Origin of the sequence: Shewanella sp. UCD-FRSSP16_17, from assembly GCF_001675935.1 — a bacterium.
GTDB lineage: Bacteria > Pseudomonadota > Gammaproteobacteria > Enterobacterales > Shewanellaceae > Shewanella > Shewanella japonica.
The window spans coordinates 129,915-144,313 of the sequence record NZ_LZFV01000035.1 but is presented as its reverse complement, the minus strand read 5'-3'; the positions used below and the strand labels follow the sequence as shown (position 1 = coordinate 144,313).

At 42.4% G+C, this 14,399-nt stretch carries 11 protein-coding genes; 8 read left to right on the top strand and 3 right to left on the bottom strand.

The features are described from left to right. Nucleotides 1–30 precede the first annotated feature (30 nt). Entirely contained in the window at nucleotides 31–321 is a 291-nt protein-coding gene (locus A9267_RS14485; RefSeq protein ID WP_055022857.1) for a co-chaperone GroES, read from the bottom strand. Nucleotides 322–544: 223 nt separating this feature from the next. Between A9267_RS14485 and A9267_RS14480 the strand changes: the two genes are divergently transcribed. Further along, nucleotides 545–1,960 carry an MATE family efflux transporter gene (locus A9267_RS14480; protein ID WP_065109679.1) on the top strand — a complete coding sequence of 472 codons (1,416 nt, stop codon included), beginning with the start codon at nucleotides 545–547 and terminating at the stop codon, nucleotides 1,958–1,960. A gap of 159 nt (nucleotides 1,961–2,119) precedes the next feature. Next, nucleotides 2,120–2,482 carry a hypothetical protein gene (locus tag A9267_RS14475; protein ID WP_065109678.1) on the top strand — a complete coding sequence of 121 codons (363 nt, stop codon included), beginning with the start codon at nucleotides 2,120–2,122 and terminating at the stop codon, nucleotides 2,480–2,482. Nucleotides 2,483–2,621: 139 nt separating this feature from the next. On the opposite strand, the gene A9267_RS14470 is transcribed toward A9267_RS14475, so the two are convergent. Continuing rightward, the gene (locus tag A9267_RS14470; RefSeq protein WP_065109677.1) at nucleotides 2,622–3,212 is read right to left on the bottom strand and encodes an FxsA family protein; all 591 of its coding nucleotides are present in this window, start codon (nucleotides 3,210–3,212) and stop codon (nucleotides 2,622–2,624) included. A gap of 252 nt (nucleotides 3,213–3,464) precedes the next feature. Between A9267_RS14470 and cutA the strand changes: the two genes are divergently transcribed. From cutA to A9267_RS14450, 4 genes are all read left to right on the top strand, one after another. Beyond that, a complete protein-coding gene (cutA, locus tag A9267_RS14465) occupies nucleotides 3,465–3,788 on the top strand; it encodes a divalent-cation tolerance protein CutA (RefSeq protein ID WP_065109676.1) in 324 nt (107 codons plus the stop codon). Then, nucleotides 3,785–5,647 (top strand): protein-disulfide reductase DsbD, encoded by a 1,863-nt coding sequence (locus tag A9267_RS14460; RefSeq protein WP_065109675.1) that lies wholly within the window; start codon nucleotides 3,785–3,787, stop codon nucleotides 5,645–5,647. Before cutA ends, A9267_RS14460 begins: the two co-directional genes overlap by 4 nt. Before the next feature lie 154 nt (nucleotides 5,648–5,801). After that, entirely contained in the window at nucleotides 5,802–7,472 is a 1,671-nt protein-coding gene (locus A9267_RS14455) for a cation:proton antiporter family protein (protein ID WP_065109674.1), read from the top strand. Nucleotides 7,473–7,617: 145 nt separating this feature from the next. Beyond that, on the top strand, nucleotides 7,618–8,412 hold the full coding sequence (locus A9267_RS14450) for an ABC transporter permease (RefSeq protein WP_065109673.1): 795 nt from the start codon (nucleotides 7,618–7,620) through the stop codon (nucleotides 8,410–8,412). A 96-nt stretch (nucleotides 8,413–8,508) separates the two neighbouring features. On the opposite strand, the gene A9267_RS14445 is transcribed toward A9267_RS14450, so the two are convergent. After that, complete coding sequence (locus A9267_RS14445) at nucleotides 8,509–10,296, bottom strand: flavocytochrome c (RefSeq protein WP_065109672.1); 1,788 nt, start codon at nucleotides 10,294–10,296, stop codon at nucleotides 8,509–8,511. Nucleotides 10,297–10,731: 435 nt separating this feature from the next. Between A9267_RS14445 and A9267_RS14440 the strand changes: the two genes are divergently transcribed. Both A9267_RS14440 and A9267_RS14435 read left to right on the top strand, forming a co-directional pair. Then, nucleotides 10,732–12,756, top strand: a complete 2,025-nt coding sequence (locus tag A9267_RS14440) for an ATP-binding protein (protein WP_065109671.1) — start codon at nucleotides 10,732–10,734, stop codon at nucleotides 12,754–12,756. Beyond that, complete coding sequence (locus A9267_RS14435; protein ID WP_065109670.1) at nucleotides 12,753–14,126, top strand: sigma-54-dependent transcriptional regulator; 1,374 nt, start codon at nucleotides 12,753–12,755, stop codon at nucleotides 14,124–14,126. The genes A9267_RS14440 and A9267_RS14435 overlap by 4 nt, the downstream gene beginning before the upstream one ends. Nucleotides 14,127–14,399 lie beyond the last annotated feature (273 nt).

Here is a 14,399-nt window from a genome sequence, read left to right as displayed (position 1 = left end):
TGATGATTGAAAGCGAGTTAATAATTAGGATTAACCTACAACTGCCATTAAGTCAGATTCTGATAGGATAAGAACTTCTTCACCATCAATCTTTTCTTTCTTCACACCGTAACCTTCATTGAAAATCACTACGTCGCCGACTTTTACATCAAGGGCTTTAACTTCACCGTTTTCTAAGATGCGACCATTGCCTACAGCTAGGATTTCACCACGTGTTGATACTTCTGCAGCGCTACCAGTTAATACGATGCCACCAGCTGAAGTTGACTCAACCTCTAAACGTTTTACGATTACGCGGTCATGTAATGGACGAATATTCATCTACGGACTCTCCTAATGATTGCTGCCCACAAACGAGGCGGTTTAAACAAATGATAAGGGTATTTACCCTTTGATGAATGATATATGGGGGTAGATGATCACAGTTCCAAGGGGCTTTTCTAAAAAACTGCGATTTTTTTGTAAAATTTGTAGCGAGTATTTATTAATACAGAATGAATGCTGGTAGTATTTGCCTCCCGTTTTCGTGTTTAAGTCGAGATTAATGATAGATAAACACGGGTTACTCAGCGCACCCATTGGCCGCGTGCTATTTAACATGAGTTTCCCTAACCTTATCGGTATCCTCACCATTTATGGTGGAAGCCTTATAGATACGTTTTTCATTAGCCAATTAGGGACTGATGCGCTTACTGCTGTCAGTTTTACTTTTCCTGTCGCTGTTGTTTTTGCAAGTATTGCAATAGGCATTGGTGCCGCTGTATCAACAAACTTAGCAAGGCTCATTGGCGCTGGTCATCATGATAAAGCGAAAAATTTCTTGTTTGATGCCCTATTACTGACGTTTTTATTAGTCAGTGTACTGGTGTCAGTAGGAATTATGGCCATTGACCCATTGTTTACCCTAATGGGGGCAAACGAAAAAACGTTACCACTGATCCACGATTACATGCTGATTTGGTTCATCAGTGCTCCACTTTTAGTCTTATTAATGGTCGGTAACCAAGGAATAAGAGCAACTGGTGACACCCGCTCACCAGCAATTATTATGTCTGTTGCCGCCATTATTAATCTGGTTTTAGATCCCTTCCTTATTTTTGGTATCGGGCCATTTCCACGATTAGAAATCCAAGGGGCTGCCATTGCGACATTGGTCTCTTGGGTCGTTTCATTTACCGTGTCTGTTTATATCTTAGTGTTTAAAAAACAAATCCTCGAAATGATGAGTTTATGTAAGCTAAGGATAAAAAAGAACTGGAAAACATTAGGTCACATTGCACGACCTGCCGCCTTAATGAATATGCTAAATCCTATTGCCAATGGGGTGATATTAGCCATGCTAGCCCGAGCAGACCAAGCCGCTGTGGCAGCTTATGGGGCAGGTATTCGCTTAGAAACCTTATTTATTGTAGTCACCATGGCGATGACCTCCAGTCTTATGCCATTTGTTGGGCAAAACCTCGGGGCCGGACAACACAAGCGAGCCAAAGAAGGCATGTTGCTCGCACTACGGTTTGCATTTGTGTTTCAAAGCTTAATGTATATTCCAATATTGTTAAGTGGCGAATCCATTGCTAAGTTGTTCAGTAGCGACCCTTTAGTCATCGATTGGCTGAGTTTTTATATTCAAGTATTGCCTGCTGCTTACGGCTGGCTTGCTATCGTTATCATGTTTGCCACCTGTTTAAATGCCTACCACCGACCACTAAAGTCATTAGTCATTAATGTCATCAGGTTGTTTGGATTGATGTTGCCACTGGCTGCTTTAGGGATGTATTTGGGCGGCGTAAAAGGCTTGTTTATTGCTATACCAGTGACTAACGTGATTATGGGAATAGCCTGTTACATTATGGCTTGCAGGATCACTGAACATCCTTCGGTTAAGTACACCAATAATAATTCAAATGGTAATAGCGGTAGTGATAGTGGCATTACAAACTCCGCTGACAGCGTTATCTAAGCCGTCTGGAATCTAACATCTGGCGCTTTAGCAACTTATCAAGATGACGATTTATTAATTTGTATTACTTGCCCAATGTGTCATAACGTAGCGTTATACAGGTTTATGTAACCGAGTGTCATGACGCAAGCATTCAAGGAAGAATATGAGGAATCATTTATGAGTAAATCCATTAATGCCGCGCTACTCAATGCCTTTGTCTGCCCTGGCACAGGACATTTATATTTGGGCAAAAAGGCAATGGGTTGGGGTATTATCATCACCTGTTTTGCCAGTTTATGCGCCATGATGATTGTGGTTATCGAGCGAGCTCAAGCCATAGCCGATGATATTGTCGCAGGTAACATCGCCTTAGACTTTACAGCCATATATAGCGCAGTGCACGCGAGTGTCACTGCCAACTTACCCACGTCGGCCACTTTGGCAATGTACGCCTTTTTACTCTGTTGGATTGGTGGCACCATTAGCGCTTTTATAATGGGTAAAAAAATGGATGATGCCGCTGCTCATTCCAGTGATTAAATTTGCCAAGCAGTAACAAAAAAGCCGGCTGAGTATTCTCAGCCGGCTTTCTTTTTTAGTCGCATTTATACGAAATGGGCAGCCTTTCCTTAACTGCGTCAGCATTAAGGTATATAGCGCAGTGACTTAAATCGCGTCGTTATTTCGTTTTTTCATCTTCTGACTTATCGTCGCTTTTCGGCGTGATATCTTTCACTTCAACTTGATGAGTTTCTGGGGTTAATTCACTTGGATCGAATTTACGCTCAAAGTCGCCATCGAACGTATTACCGTTATCTCCATGACGGCCTTGATCAAATGGATTTTGACCAAAACCTTGTTGACCAAACGGGTTTTGTCCAGCTTGTCCTTGAAAACCGCCACCAGCAACAACTCGCATTTGCATGCGTTTAAAAATATAACTCGCAATCGGCGAGCGAGTGATGGGGGTAAGCAGTAATAAACCAATAAAGTCAGTCACAAACCCTGGGAATAACAGTAATAAACCAGCAGCAGCAAGCATCATACCTTCAACAATTTCTTTGCCTGGCGCTTCGCCACGCTCAAGCTTAGATTGCACAGACATCAAGGTGCTCAAGCCTTGGCTACGAACCAATGACACACCCACAATCGCAGTTAAAAACACTAATGCAATGGTATTTAATGAGCCGAACACTTCACCTACTGAAATCAGTACTGATAATTCAATAGCAGGGACAAGAATAAACACTAAAAATATAACTAACAGCATGTTGGCCTCAATTTTTTCATTGGCTATGAACGATATATGGGGGTAGTCGGGTCTTAATTCAAGACGCGTCACGATAATCATTAATGACTAATGCAACCGATTACAAAAAATCGTACAGTATTGCTTTATTGTGAATAATGAAAATTAGTTGCAATAAAGGGTCGTGATAAATATACCAGCCTTGGCAATCACCTATTTTAGGTTATTAAGCTTAAGCTAACTTTAAGATAAACCAAAGATGATAGACTCCCTATGTCAGCAGCGTATTTATTAGTTATAACAACTTGTCCTGATATTGCCAGTGCCAAGAAACTGGCTAGTGCCTTAGTCGATGCAAAGCTGGCAGCATGCGTACAACTGTATCCACAAATGGAGTCAGTCTATGTATGGGAGGATGAGGTTTGTCATAGTAGTGAAGTAGGAATGCACATAAAATGTTTGGCCTGTCATTATGATGCCATTGAACAATTAGTGATCCAACAACACCCTTATGAAGTACCAGAGTTAATCGCTGTGCCGATCGCTCAAGGCTTGCCAAACTATTTACAATGGATAAAAGAAACTTCTCAATCATGAAAAAAATATTTGCGCTTATATTTACCACTTTACTGCTGCTCTCCCCTTTAGCTCACAGTGAAGACATTTTTAGCAACAGTAATAAATTCAGTTTTTTGCAAGATGAGCCTGAATTAATGCCCGTTGAAGAAGCTTTTGTATTTGATTACCAGCAAAAAGGTAATCAAGTCGCCATAAGCTTTGTCATTGCTGACGGCTACTACATGTACCGCGACAAACTGCAATTTAGTGCCGATGGCGCTGTGATTGGTGATATTGACCTCCCCAAAGGCAAGATGCACGATGACGAGTACTTTGGCGAGCAAGCCGTTTACTATTCATTTGTTACATTGCCATTAGCGATAAAAGAAGCCGCTGACGATGCCAAAGTACAAGTAACCTTTATGGGCTGTGCTGAAGGGAAACTGTGTTACCCCCCAACCAAGCGTGATGTCATTTTAGATGCGGTTGAAGCAAACGACGGTAAAATTGCAACGAAAAAAGCCATCATCGGCGATGCTTATGCAGCAAAGAAAGCGGCTGATAACGCCTCAGAAAACACTGACACACAAGCGCCAATTACTCAGCAAGATAGTTTGAGCCAGATGTTAGCTAACGACAGTCTAATGTGGACCTTAATTATCTTTTTTGGTTTAGGTATTGGATTAGCGTTAACCCCATGTGTATTCCCAATGTACCCTATTTTGTCTGGCATTATTGTTGGCCAAGGCAAGCAGTTATCAACGGCTAAAGCATTCACCTTATCGATGGCCTATGTTCAAGGTATGGCCATCACCTATTCGCTATTAGGTTTAGTGGTAGCTTCTGCCGGAATGAAGTTTCAAGCGGCGCTGCAGCATCCCGCTATCTTAATCTTCTTAGCCGTCATGTTTGTGCTATTAAGTTTATCGATGTTTGGTCTGTACGAGCTGCGTCTACCTGGTAAATGGCAAGACAAAATGAACACCCTGTCGAATAACCAAAAAGGTGGCAACCTTGTTGGCGTATTCTTTATGGGCGTGATTTCAGGCTTAGTGGCCTCCCCTTGTACTACTGCGCCGCTGTCTGGTGCGCTTATTTATGTTGCACAAAGTGGTGATCTGCTCCAAGGCTTCTTAGCCTTGTATGTATTAAGCATGGGCATGGGGGTTCCCCTTCTTATTATTGGTACATCTGGTGGTAAGCTGTTACCTCGTGCAGGTGCATGGATGGATATCATCAAGACCATCTTCGGTTTCTTACTGATTTCGGTATCGATTGTGATGGTCGGCCGTATCTGGCCTGGCGTAGTGTCTGATGTACTGTGGTCAATTTGGGGTATTAGCTTAACTGGCTACTTAATGCACCAGAATAAACTTTCAGAATTTAACTGGAAGCAAACCACTCGAGGCGTGCTACTGATGCTGACTTTGCTTGCCAGTTTCTCGTATGGTTTCCAAGCGGTAATGTCTGCATTGGGGATGCAAGCGCCTTCAATGAGCACTCAAATTAGTCAAACAGCTAAAGTTGAGCATGCTGAGTTTACAATTATTAAATCTGTAGAAGATTTAGAAGTTGAACTCGATAAGGCCAGTATTAGTGGCAAAACCGTAATGTTAGATTTATACGCCGACTGGTGTGTGGCGTGTAAAGAGTTTGAAAACATTACCTTTGTTGCCCCTGAAGTGATGTCACGTTTAGATCAAATGGTGTTACTACAAGCTGATGTCACTAAGAGTGATGCGATTGATGTGGAATTGCTAGAACATTTCAGCGTATTAGGCTTACCTACCTTGTTGATGTTTGATGAAAATGGCAACCAACGTGAAGATTTACGAGTAACAGGCTTTATGGGGCCTAAACCGTTTGCTGAACACCTAGATTTATTACTTAAAAAATAATTTCACCACATAGTAAACTACTGATAAATGGTCAATTTAGTAATTAAATTGGCCATTTTTTTATTTTATACGCAATTTTTAATATCAAGTTAATTAATTTCTTATACAATCTACTTACCTACAACCTCTTTTCAACAACTAGACTTAAGGCATTATGGAACCAGCAATTTTCATTATTACCCTTCTTTGCGGCATGCTAGTCAGCCGAGTGGGACTCCCTCCGCTCATTGGTTATTTAGCGGCCGGCTTCTTACTGTTTATCTTTGGCGTACAAGATGAAAGTGTTCCACTGCTACAAGAGTTAGCAGACTTAGGCGTCATGTTGTTACTGTTCGCCATTGGCTTAAAGCTGGATGTTAAAAGTTTACTTAAGTCGGAGATTTGGGCCAGTTCCAGTCTTCACTTAGTTGGCTCAATTCTATTCTTTTTACCTATCCTTAAATTGTTAGGCTTGGTTGGCTTAGATAGATTGGTTGATCTTGAAATGAACCAACTATTGCTGCTGAGCTTCGCATTAAGCTTCTCCAGTACGGTATTTGCCGTTAAAGTGCTAGATGAAAACGGTGATGGCCAAGCGTTATACGGCCGTATCGCTATTGGTATCTTGATCATGCAAGATATCTTCGCTGTCTTGTTCTTAACTATCTCTAAAGGTGAATTCCCCTCAGTTTATGCTCTGGGTTTATTGTTATTGCCGCTGTTAAAACCGGTTATTTATAAAGTGTTTGATCGTGTTGGCCACGGTGAAATGCTAATTCTATTTGGTCTTGCTATGGCATTGGTTATGGGCGCTTGGGTATTTGAGGCGGTCGGATTAAAGCCAGATTTAGGCGCCTTGATCATGGGGATTTTACTTGCTGGTCACGCTAAATCCTCTGAGCTGGCCAAATCAATTTATTACTTTAAAGAACTGTTCTTAGTGGCGTTCTTTTTAACGATTGGCTTAAATGGACTACCAACCATTGAAGATGTCGGTTTAGCAGGCCTATTGGTACTATTAGTGCCGTTTAAAATCATGCTGTTCTTTGTCATATTAACTCGCTTTAAACTGCGTGCTCGTACATCAATGTTTGCATCGTTTAACTTAGGTAATTACAGTGAGTTTGGCTTAATCGTAGCAGCCGTGGCCGCGCAAAAAGGCTGGTTACCTGCTGAGTGGCTGATTATTCTCGCCGTAGCGTTAAGTATTAGCTTTTTAATTGCAGCGCCGCTGAATGCCAGCGTCAACCGCATTTATCAGCGTTTTCAGACAACAGTAACGACCTTAGAAAAGCACCCATTGCATCCTGAAGACAGACAAATTCCTGTCGGCAATCCACGCTTTTTGATTCTAGGTATGGGCCGCATTGGCTCGGGCGCCTACGATGAGCTTCGCAGTAAATATAAAGGCGAAATTCTAGGAATTGAACATAAACAAGATTTGGTCGATTTTCATCGTAATGAGGGCCGTAATGTGGTGCAAGGTGATGCCAGCGATACCGACTTTTGGGAAAAGCTTGAGCGTGCCCCAAGTCTAGAACTCGTGTTACTTGCCATGCCGCACCATGTGGGGAATATGTTTGCTGTAGAGCAACTGAAAAAACTGGAGTATAAAGGCAAAATTAGTGCGATAGTCCAGTACTCAGAAGATGCATTGTCACTCAAAGAGCAAGGTGTAGACAGCGTATATAACTTGTACGAAGCTGCTGGTGCAGGTTTTGTGGATAATGTCATCCATGAGTTATTAGAGCCAGTCACTGAAGACGAACAAGACAATTCACAAGACAATTCACAAGATAAGGCTGTCGCGTCTGATGAAATAAACCAAATTCTCAGTAAGCCATAGCTTCTCAGTAATAGCATAGCGTGACACGCTAACGTGAATCTATCTGCGCCTTATGGTTTCATAAGGCGCTTTTTTATGCTCATATTTTATCTACAATGCCTGTCAACGACGGGGAACTGTATTCATCAATTAAACGAGACACCCTATGGATATTAGCTGGTTAGCGCTTGGGTTATTTATGCTGGTATTAATCGCCCCCATTGCGATTAATCAGGTTTATCAGCTTCACTTGGGCAAAGATATGGCCATTGCGGTGACTCGTATGACGGTGCAAATGGCGTTAATTGGTGTGTATCTGCAGTATCTTTTTCACCTTGATAACCTTTGGGTTAACTTCATTTGGCTTATCGTGATGTTACTTGTGGGGGCTAGCGCCATAATCAGCAAGGCTAATTTACCCAAACACCCACTGATGGCGCCTGTTATATCAGGCTTAATACTAGGACTTGTGCCAATATTGCTCATCATGATGTTGTGGTTATTTCAGCCTACACCGATTTACAATGCGCAATATTTGATACCCACAGCAGGAATGTTGCTGGGAAATAGTTTAAGTAGCAATATTATTGCTCTGCAGCGATTATTTGCTGCATTTGACCAACAGCAAGCACAATATCAAGGCGCACTTGCCTTGGGTGCAACACCTAAACAAGCGGCAGCGCCTTTTGTGCAAACAGCGCTGCAACAATCTTTTGCCCCGATTCTGGCATCGATGGCGACAACGGGATTAGTCAGTTTACCTGGCATGATGACTGGACAAATTTTAGGGGGTGTAGACCCCATAATCGCAGTCAAATATCAGATCGTCATTTTGGTTGCCATTTTTGCGACCTTAACGATTTCTGTAACAAGTTCAATTAGCTTTGCTTTACATAAATTGCTCGCGCATACAGGCAAAATGCGTTTTAACTTGCTCACCAATACTGATAACCAAAGATAAACCAGACATAAAAAAGTGAGCCATGAGGCTCACTTTTTAGTTATTAGCATGAAGGGGAGTCATGCTATTTTGTTACTACCGATTCAAAATTGATGACTATTTTTTTGAATAGGCTGCCGCTTGCTCACCTGCTAAGCGGCCAAAGGTAATGATGTCAGAGATTGCGTTACCACCTAAACGGTTGGCACCATGAACACCACCTGTCACTTCACCTGCACCGTATAAACCAGGAATCACTTTCTTATCTTCTGAGAGCACTTCCGCTTTATCGTCAATTGAAACACCGCCCATGGTGTGATGCACACCTGGTGTAACTTCAATGGCGTAGTAATGACCTTCATTTAATGCACGTGGTAAGTTCGCACGTTCAAAGTCAGTGTCTTTGCCTGCTGCAACTAACTTGTTGTATTGAGCAATCGTTGCCGTTAGTGCTTTACCGTCAATACCTTCAATTTTGCCTAACTTCTCTGGCGTTTCAGCTGATGGCACGACACCAAGTTGAATGTACTTATCGATTTTCTTCAATGATTTACGCACTGAATCATCAAAGATTAAGTAAGCCACTTTACCGGTTTGATTAAGAATCGCCGCAGCAGCTTTATCACGAGTAGTGATTTCATTAACGAAGCGCTTACCTTCTTTATTAACCAAAATGGCACCGTTACCACGCACCGCTTCAGTCACCATCACCCCGCCTTTCACTGACAAAGTAGGATGCGCTTGAATGTATTGGATATCTGTCATGCCTGCGCCAGCGTTACCCGCAACATCTAAACCATCACCTGTCGCACCTGGCTGGTTAGTTGAAATAAAGCCTTTTAACTTAGGATCAAGTTTAGCAACACGTTCATTGTTACGACCAAATCCACCCGTTGCCATGACGACCGCTTCAGCTTTAATCCAGTAGTAACCTTTGTATTTACCTTTAACCAGTAAACCTTCCACTTTACCTGAATCATCTTTGATAACTTCAACACCACGGGTATTCATACGCATGTCGATATCACGCTTAAGTGCATTATCATAAAGCACTTGAATGACGTGAGCCCCTACACCTGCACCTCCTGTAGGACGATGAGAACGGTTAGCTGATGCGCCGCCCATACGACCAACATCATTTAAATCAGCGCCCATGCCTGTCATCCAATCAACAGAGCCTTTAGAGTGAGAGGTTAATACATCCACTAACTTAGGATCGTTTAACTCGCGACCACCTTTCATGGTGTCTTTATACATAGACTCAACGCTATCTTTAATATCTTTAGCTTTTTGTTGATCAGTCCACGCGGCGTTCATACCACCTGCAGCCAATTTAGCGTTACCACCAATCACTGGCTCTTTTTCAATCAAAATAACTTTAGCGCCTGCATCCGTTGCTGCCACTGCGGCTGAGAAGCCTGCGCCACCAGAGCCCACAACCACCACATTCACAATGTCACTTGGTGCTGCTGATAATGCCGCTTTACGATCTGCTGCATCTTTTGCTAATTCTGCAATCGTAGGTTCGTAGCGCTCCCATTTGCTGCCAAATGGCATATCAAACTCAAAGCTATGGCAAGAGTCACAATACACGACTGATTTTTCATGGCCGCTATGACATGATGTACATGCGACATCACCTGGGAAGTGAGATTCATGGGCATTATAATTTTCACGAGTATTGCTTTCTGCCACTTCCGCTAACGTGCCATGACACGACACACACTGTTCATTTTCATAAGTTAAGCTGTCATTAGACAATTCACCACTTGGTAAATGACAGCTTTCACAATCTTGATTTTCTGAGTGAAAGTCAGCAAGGTTGTCAGCTGCAATTGCGCCTCCCGCTAACCCCGCTGAGCCAAGTAGTACAGCTAACAAGGCTGCGCATCGTGTTAATTTCATGGTAACTCCTTAAAAATAGCAATGACGCTAATTCGCCTTGGCATGCTTAATCACTAAGCCATACCTTTTGCTATTGAACCTGATGTAAGACTATTTTGACTCTGGGTTAATGCGGCCTCAATCAAACTCTGCAGACTCGATTTGAAACTTTACAGCGGATCACATCTGCCATTTATAGCTATGCAAAAGCGCATAACCTCAATGGTGACTATGCATTTTTGCATAGCCTGTAGTGATCTGTGTCACAATCAATTGATGCTGAATTTCTTGGTTCTTTCAAACTAAGACGTGTCAAAGCTTAGAAATAAACTGACTAAAATCAAGCTTGAATCTCACTGCTCATCTTTGTGTCATATTTACGCTCAATGCCACAGTTCTGAAGATTATCATTTGCTAAAGTGCAGCTAATATCTCTTGTAAATCCATTATCCTTTGATGAAATATTTTGCGCTATTACTGCTAATACTATCCATACCTGCTAATGCTGAAGAGGCAATTGTGTTTGGTGTGCACTCCACAACTGCGCCGCTTGAGTGGCGAGATAATGGCGTGGATCAAGGGTTTAATGTAGAACTCATGGAAAGCATTGGTTTACTGTTGAACAAGCCTATTACAGTGAGGCGCAAGACATTTCAGCAATTAGTCAGTGACATGCACAGTAGCGACAGTGATGTGGATGTGATTGCAGTTGTTAGCCCTGTTAACTTTCGTCGAGAACTGGCGCAATCCGATCCTGTGTATGCCACGCATGCCAAAGCCTTTACTTTGCAAGGTGAAGACTACATCGATAATTGGTCTGACTTAGTTGGTAAACGGGTGGCCATTAAAAATGGCGCGTTTGTGGATATCTTTTTAAAAAATCAGCCACAAGATTTCACCCAAGTGAAAGTCGATTTGTACGAAACAGGCTTTCAAATGTTGATGAGTAAAGAAGTGGATGTGGTCCTAGCGGAGAATTTTGTCGCTAGACGGTTACAACCCAAATACCCATCAGTGCGCAGCGCCAGTGATGCATTAATTTTTGGTGCATTTACCTTTGTTAGTCATCCTGCCAATGCCCCGTTATTGAAAGAAATCAATGATGCTTTAAGGCAACTGAAAATTTCGGGAGAATATGACAGATTAGTCAATAAATGGTTTGGCATGGGACGAGAAAAGTTTGATATCACCTCAACTCACCAAAAGATGCTCACTTTATCTATTGTTATTTCGATAATTTCGGCAATGGGCATGCTGTATACCTTTTCCGTAAGCCGTAGTTTGAAGTATCGCTCTGAAGCATTAGCGCTTGAGCTACAACAACGTAAAATCGCCGAGCAAAAAATCCGTTCATTATCACAGCAGTTCCAAGCTGTGCTGGATGGTATACCTCATGGAATGACCATCTTTGATAAACAAATGCAGTGCCTGTGGAGTAATGACAATAATCAGTTATTGACTCATAGCCAGTTTCATTACATTGATGGGTCGCCTTTTGATTTAGCTGAAAGTGTTAAAAGCGTCATTGACTCTAAAAAGTCCTTTATTGCTGACATGGGATATCTTGCTCAGTATTGGCAAGTGCAAATTCATCCAATTGCTGACGAGCAAGCCGTTGTACTACTTGAAGAAAACACTGAGCAACAGCATTTGCGCCAAGCCAATGATGAAGCCAGTCGCTTAGCCTCTTTAGGCGAGTTATCGGCTGGTGTCGCCCATGAAATTAATAACCCAACCGGCATTATTATTCACTCCATTGCTCTGTTTGCCGAGGCAATGAAAGATCTGCAACCTGCTGCCGAGTATTACCAACAACAAAACCCGTTTTGGTTAATTGCAGGATTAGATCCTCAAGCGGCTTTCGCCGAGATTAACCACAGTAATGAGGTCGTAGAAGAGAGTGCTAAACGCATCTCCAGAATCGTTAATGATCTTAAATGTTACGCATTACCAAATTTGTCAGCGAACCATCAAGCTACCAGCTTAAATGAAGTGGTACACGTAGCCCAGCGTTTAACCGCCAACCAGCTTAAGCGGTTCCAAGTTACCGTTGAGCTTGCTGAGCCAAGCCCAATTATCAAAGGCGACGCCCAGCAGTTACACCAAGTGTTAATTAACCTTATTCAAAATGCATGTCATGCCATGGACACCACTAATGGCCATATCCATTTACGTACAGCAATGAAAGGCAAAGCTGCCTATGTCAGTGTTGAAGATAATGGTTCAGGCATGGACAAAGCGACGCTGAAGCGGATCACTGAGCCATTTTTCACGACACGTCGCTCATACGGTGGAAGCGGCCTAGGGCTCTCAGTGTGCAGCCGCATTTTAAAAGAGCATCACGGTGAGATGAAAGTCACTTCAACACTCAATCAAGGTAGTCAGTTTACTTTGGTGTTTAGTGCCATCGAACCTGAACAATCTGCGCCTTTTTCGCCAATAAGCTCATCAACAACAAATAGCAGGAAGCCAATACAGTGAAACTCGCACGTAATATCTTACTCGTCGACGATGAAGCCTCATGGCTACGTACACTATCAGTGACCTTAAATCGTTTAGTACCAGAAGCTGTTATCGACACCTGTGTTGATAGCCGCCAAGTGATGAGTCGGTTAGAAGGCACTGACTACGCCCTTGTGTTACTTGATCTAACGATGCCATTTCATTCGGGCGAGGATTTACTCGAGCAAATCCGCCTTGAGTATCCCAACACTCGAGTGATTATTGTTACTGGTGTCAATGAAGTAGAAACAGCGGTGCGCTGTATTAAACATGGCGCTTATAACTACTTTATTAAAACTGATGATGTCGCTGAATTAGCATTAACGGTGCGCCGTGCTTTAGAAGTCGTCGGGCTAGAGCGTAATTACCATAGAATAAAAGAAAGCTTTTTAAGCAAAACGTTAACCCAGCCCAGTGCGTTTAATAATATTCTGACCTGCGAGCCAGCCTTGCTTGATCAATTTCGTTATTTAGAAGCGGTGGCTTTTAGCCCTGAGCCAATACTGATTTACGGTGAAAGTGGCACAGGCAAAGATGAATTTGCAAAGAGTTGCCATCAGTTATGCAGCCCTGATGCCCCTTTTATTAATATCAATTTAGCAGGAATAAGTGAAAGCGCTTTTGAACTTCAGGTCTTTGGGCGCTTAAGCCAAGAACCAGGCCAATCGCAAGCTGGCGCATTACACCAAGTAGGCAAAGGGTTGCTCTACCTTAATGAGATTGCAGATTTGCCTTTATCATGCCAAGCGAAGCTTGTTGATATTTTGCAGCAAAAACAATATTACCCAATGGGCAGTGACAGACCCTATCCAGTCAATTGCCGCATCATAGCTTCCACTCAACAAGATTTACTCGCCTTGAGCCAAGAAGGTAAATTTAGGCGTGATTTGCTCTATCGCTTACGTGCCCATAAAATCCATTTACCCCCTTTAAGGCAGCGCAAACTTGATATATCGATGTTGATTAATCATTTTATCGCACAAGCTGCAGAAGAAATGAACTCAACACCGCCGCATCAACCAAGCGATCTAGCGACACAGCTTCAAGATTATGACTTCCCAGGTAACTTACATGAGCTCAAAGGCATGGTGTTCGATGCAGTCAGTCGCAGTGATGGAGTGCAGTTAACCATCTCCCCATTTATGGAAGCGATTAATGCACTTAAATCATCAAACTCTCCTAAAGGAAATCGGATTATTTTTCCGCAGACTTTACCGACCTTAGCCGATATGAGCCAAGCCTTGATTGATGAAGCAATGAGCCGTACGGCAAATAATCAAACCGCAGCCGCGCAAATGTTAGGTATCAGTCAGTCGGCATTAAGTCGACGAATAACAAAAAAAGAGTAACTCGATTCATGATCAAGGCTGTCTAAAATGGGCGCTTGATACTGTTTAATCTAGACGGCTGTTGTTCTTTAAACGAAATAATAGCCGCATTAGAATAGTCCTTTAAGATAAGCGGCTACACCAAACGACATGAATTTACTTAATAAATATCCATTTTCGGTCAGAAATGGAATCAAAATAGTGAATCCTAGTTACACCTCCGACCAATCGTGATATAAATCACATATCTATCGGACAATTAACTCAATTTAGTCTAAGTTTAAAGTTAAGTAG

Coding starts and splice junctions, on each gene's coding strand:
- A9267_RS14470 (WP_065109677.1), bottom strand. CDS start 3,212: ATGCTGTTAGTTATATTTTTAGTGTTTATTCTTGTCCCTGCTATTGAA.
- A9267_RS14460 (WP_065109675.1), top strand. CDS start 3,785: ATGAAAAAAATATTTGCGCTTATATTTACCACTTTACTGCTGCTCTCC.
- A9267_RS14485 (WP_055022857.1), bottom strand. CDS start 321: ATGAATATTCGTCCATTACATGACCGCGTAATCGTAAAACGTTTAGAG.
- cutA (WP_065109676.1), top strand. CDS start 3,465: ATGTCAGCAGCGTATTTATTAGTTATAACAACTTGTCCTGATATTGCC.
- A9267_RS14475 (WP_065109678.1), top strand. CDS start 2,120: ATGAGTAAATCCATTAATGCCGCGCTACTCAATGCCTTTGTCTGCCCT.
- A9267_RS14450 (WP_065109673.1), top strand. CDS start 7,618: ATGGATATTAGCTGGTTAGCGCTTGGGTTATTTATGCTGGTATTAATC.
- A9267_RS14445 (WP_065109672.1), bottom strand. CDS start 10,296: ATGAAATTAACACGATGCGCAGCCTTGTTAGCTGTACTACTTGGCTCA.
- A9267_RS14480 (WP_065109679.1), top strand. CDS start 545: ATGATAGATAAACACGGGTTACTCAGCGCACCCATTGGCCGCGTGCTA.
- A9267_RS14440 (WP_065109671.1), top strand. CDS start 10,732: ATGAAATATTTTGCGCTATTACTGCTAATACTATCCATACCTGCTAAT.
- A9267_RS14455 (WP_065109674.1), top strand. CDS start 5,802: ATGGAACCAGCAATTTTCATTATTACCCTTCTTTGCGGCATGCTAGTC.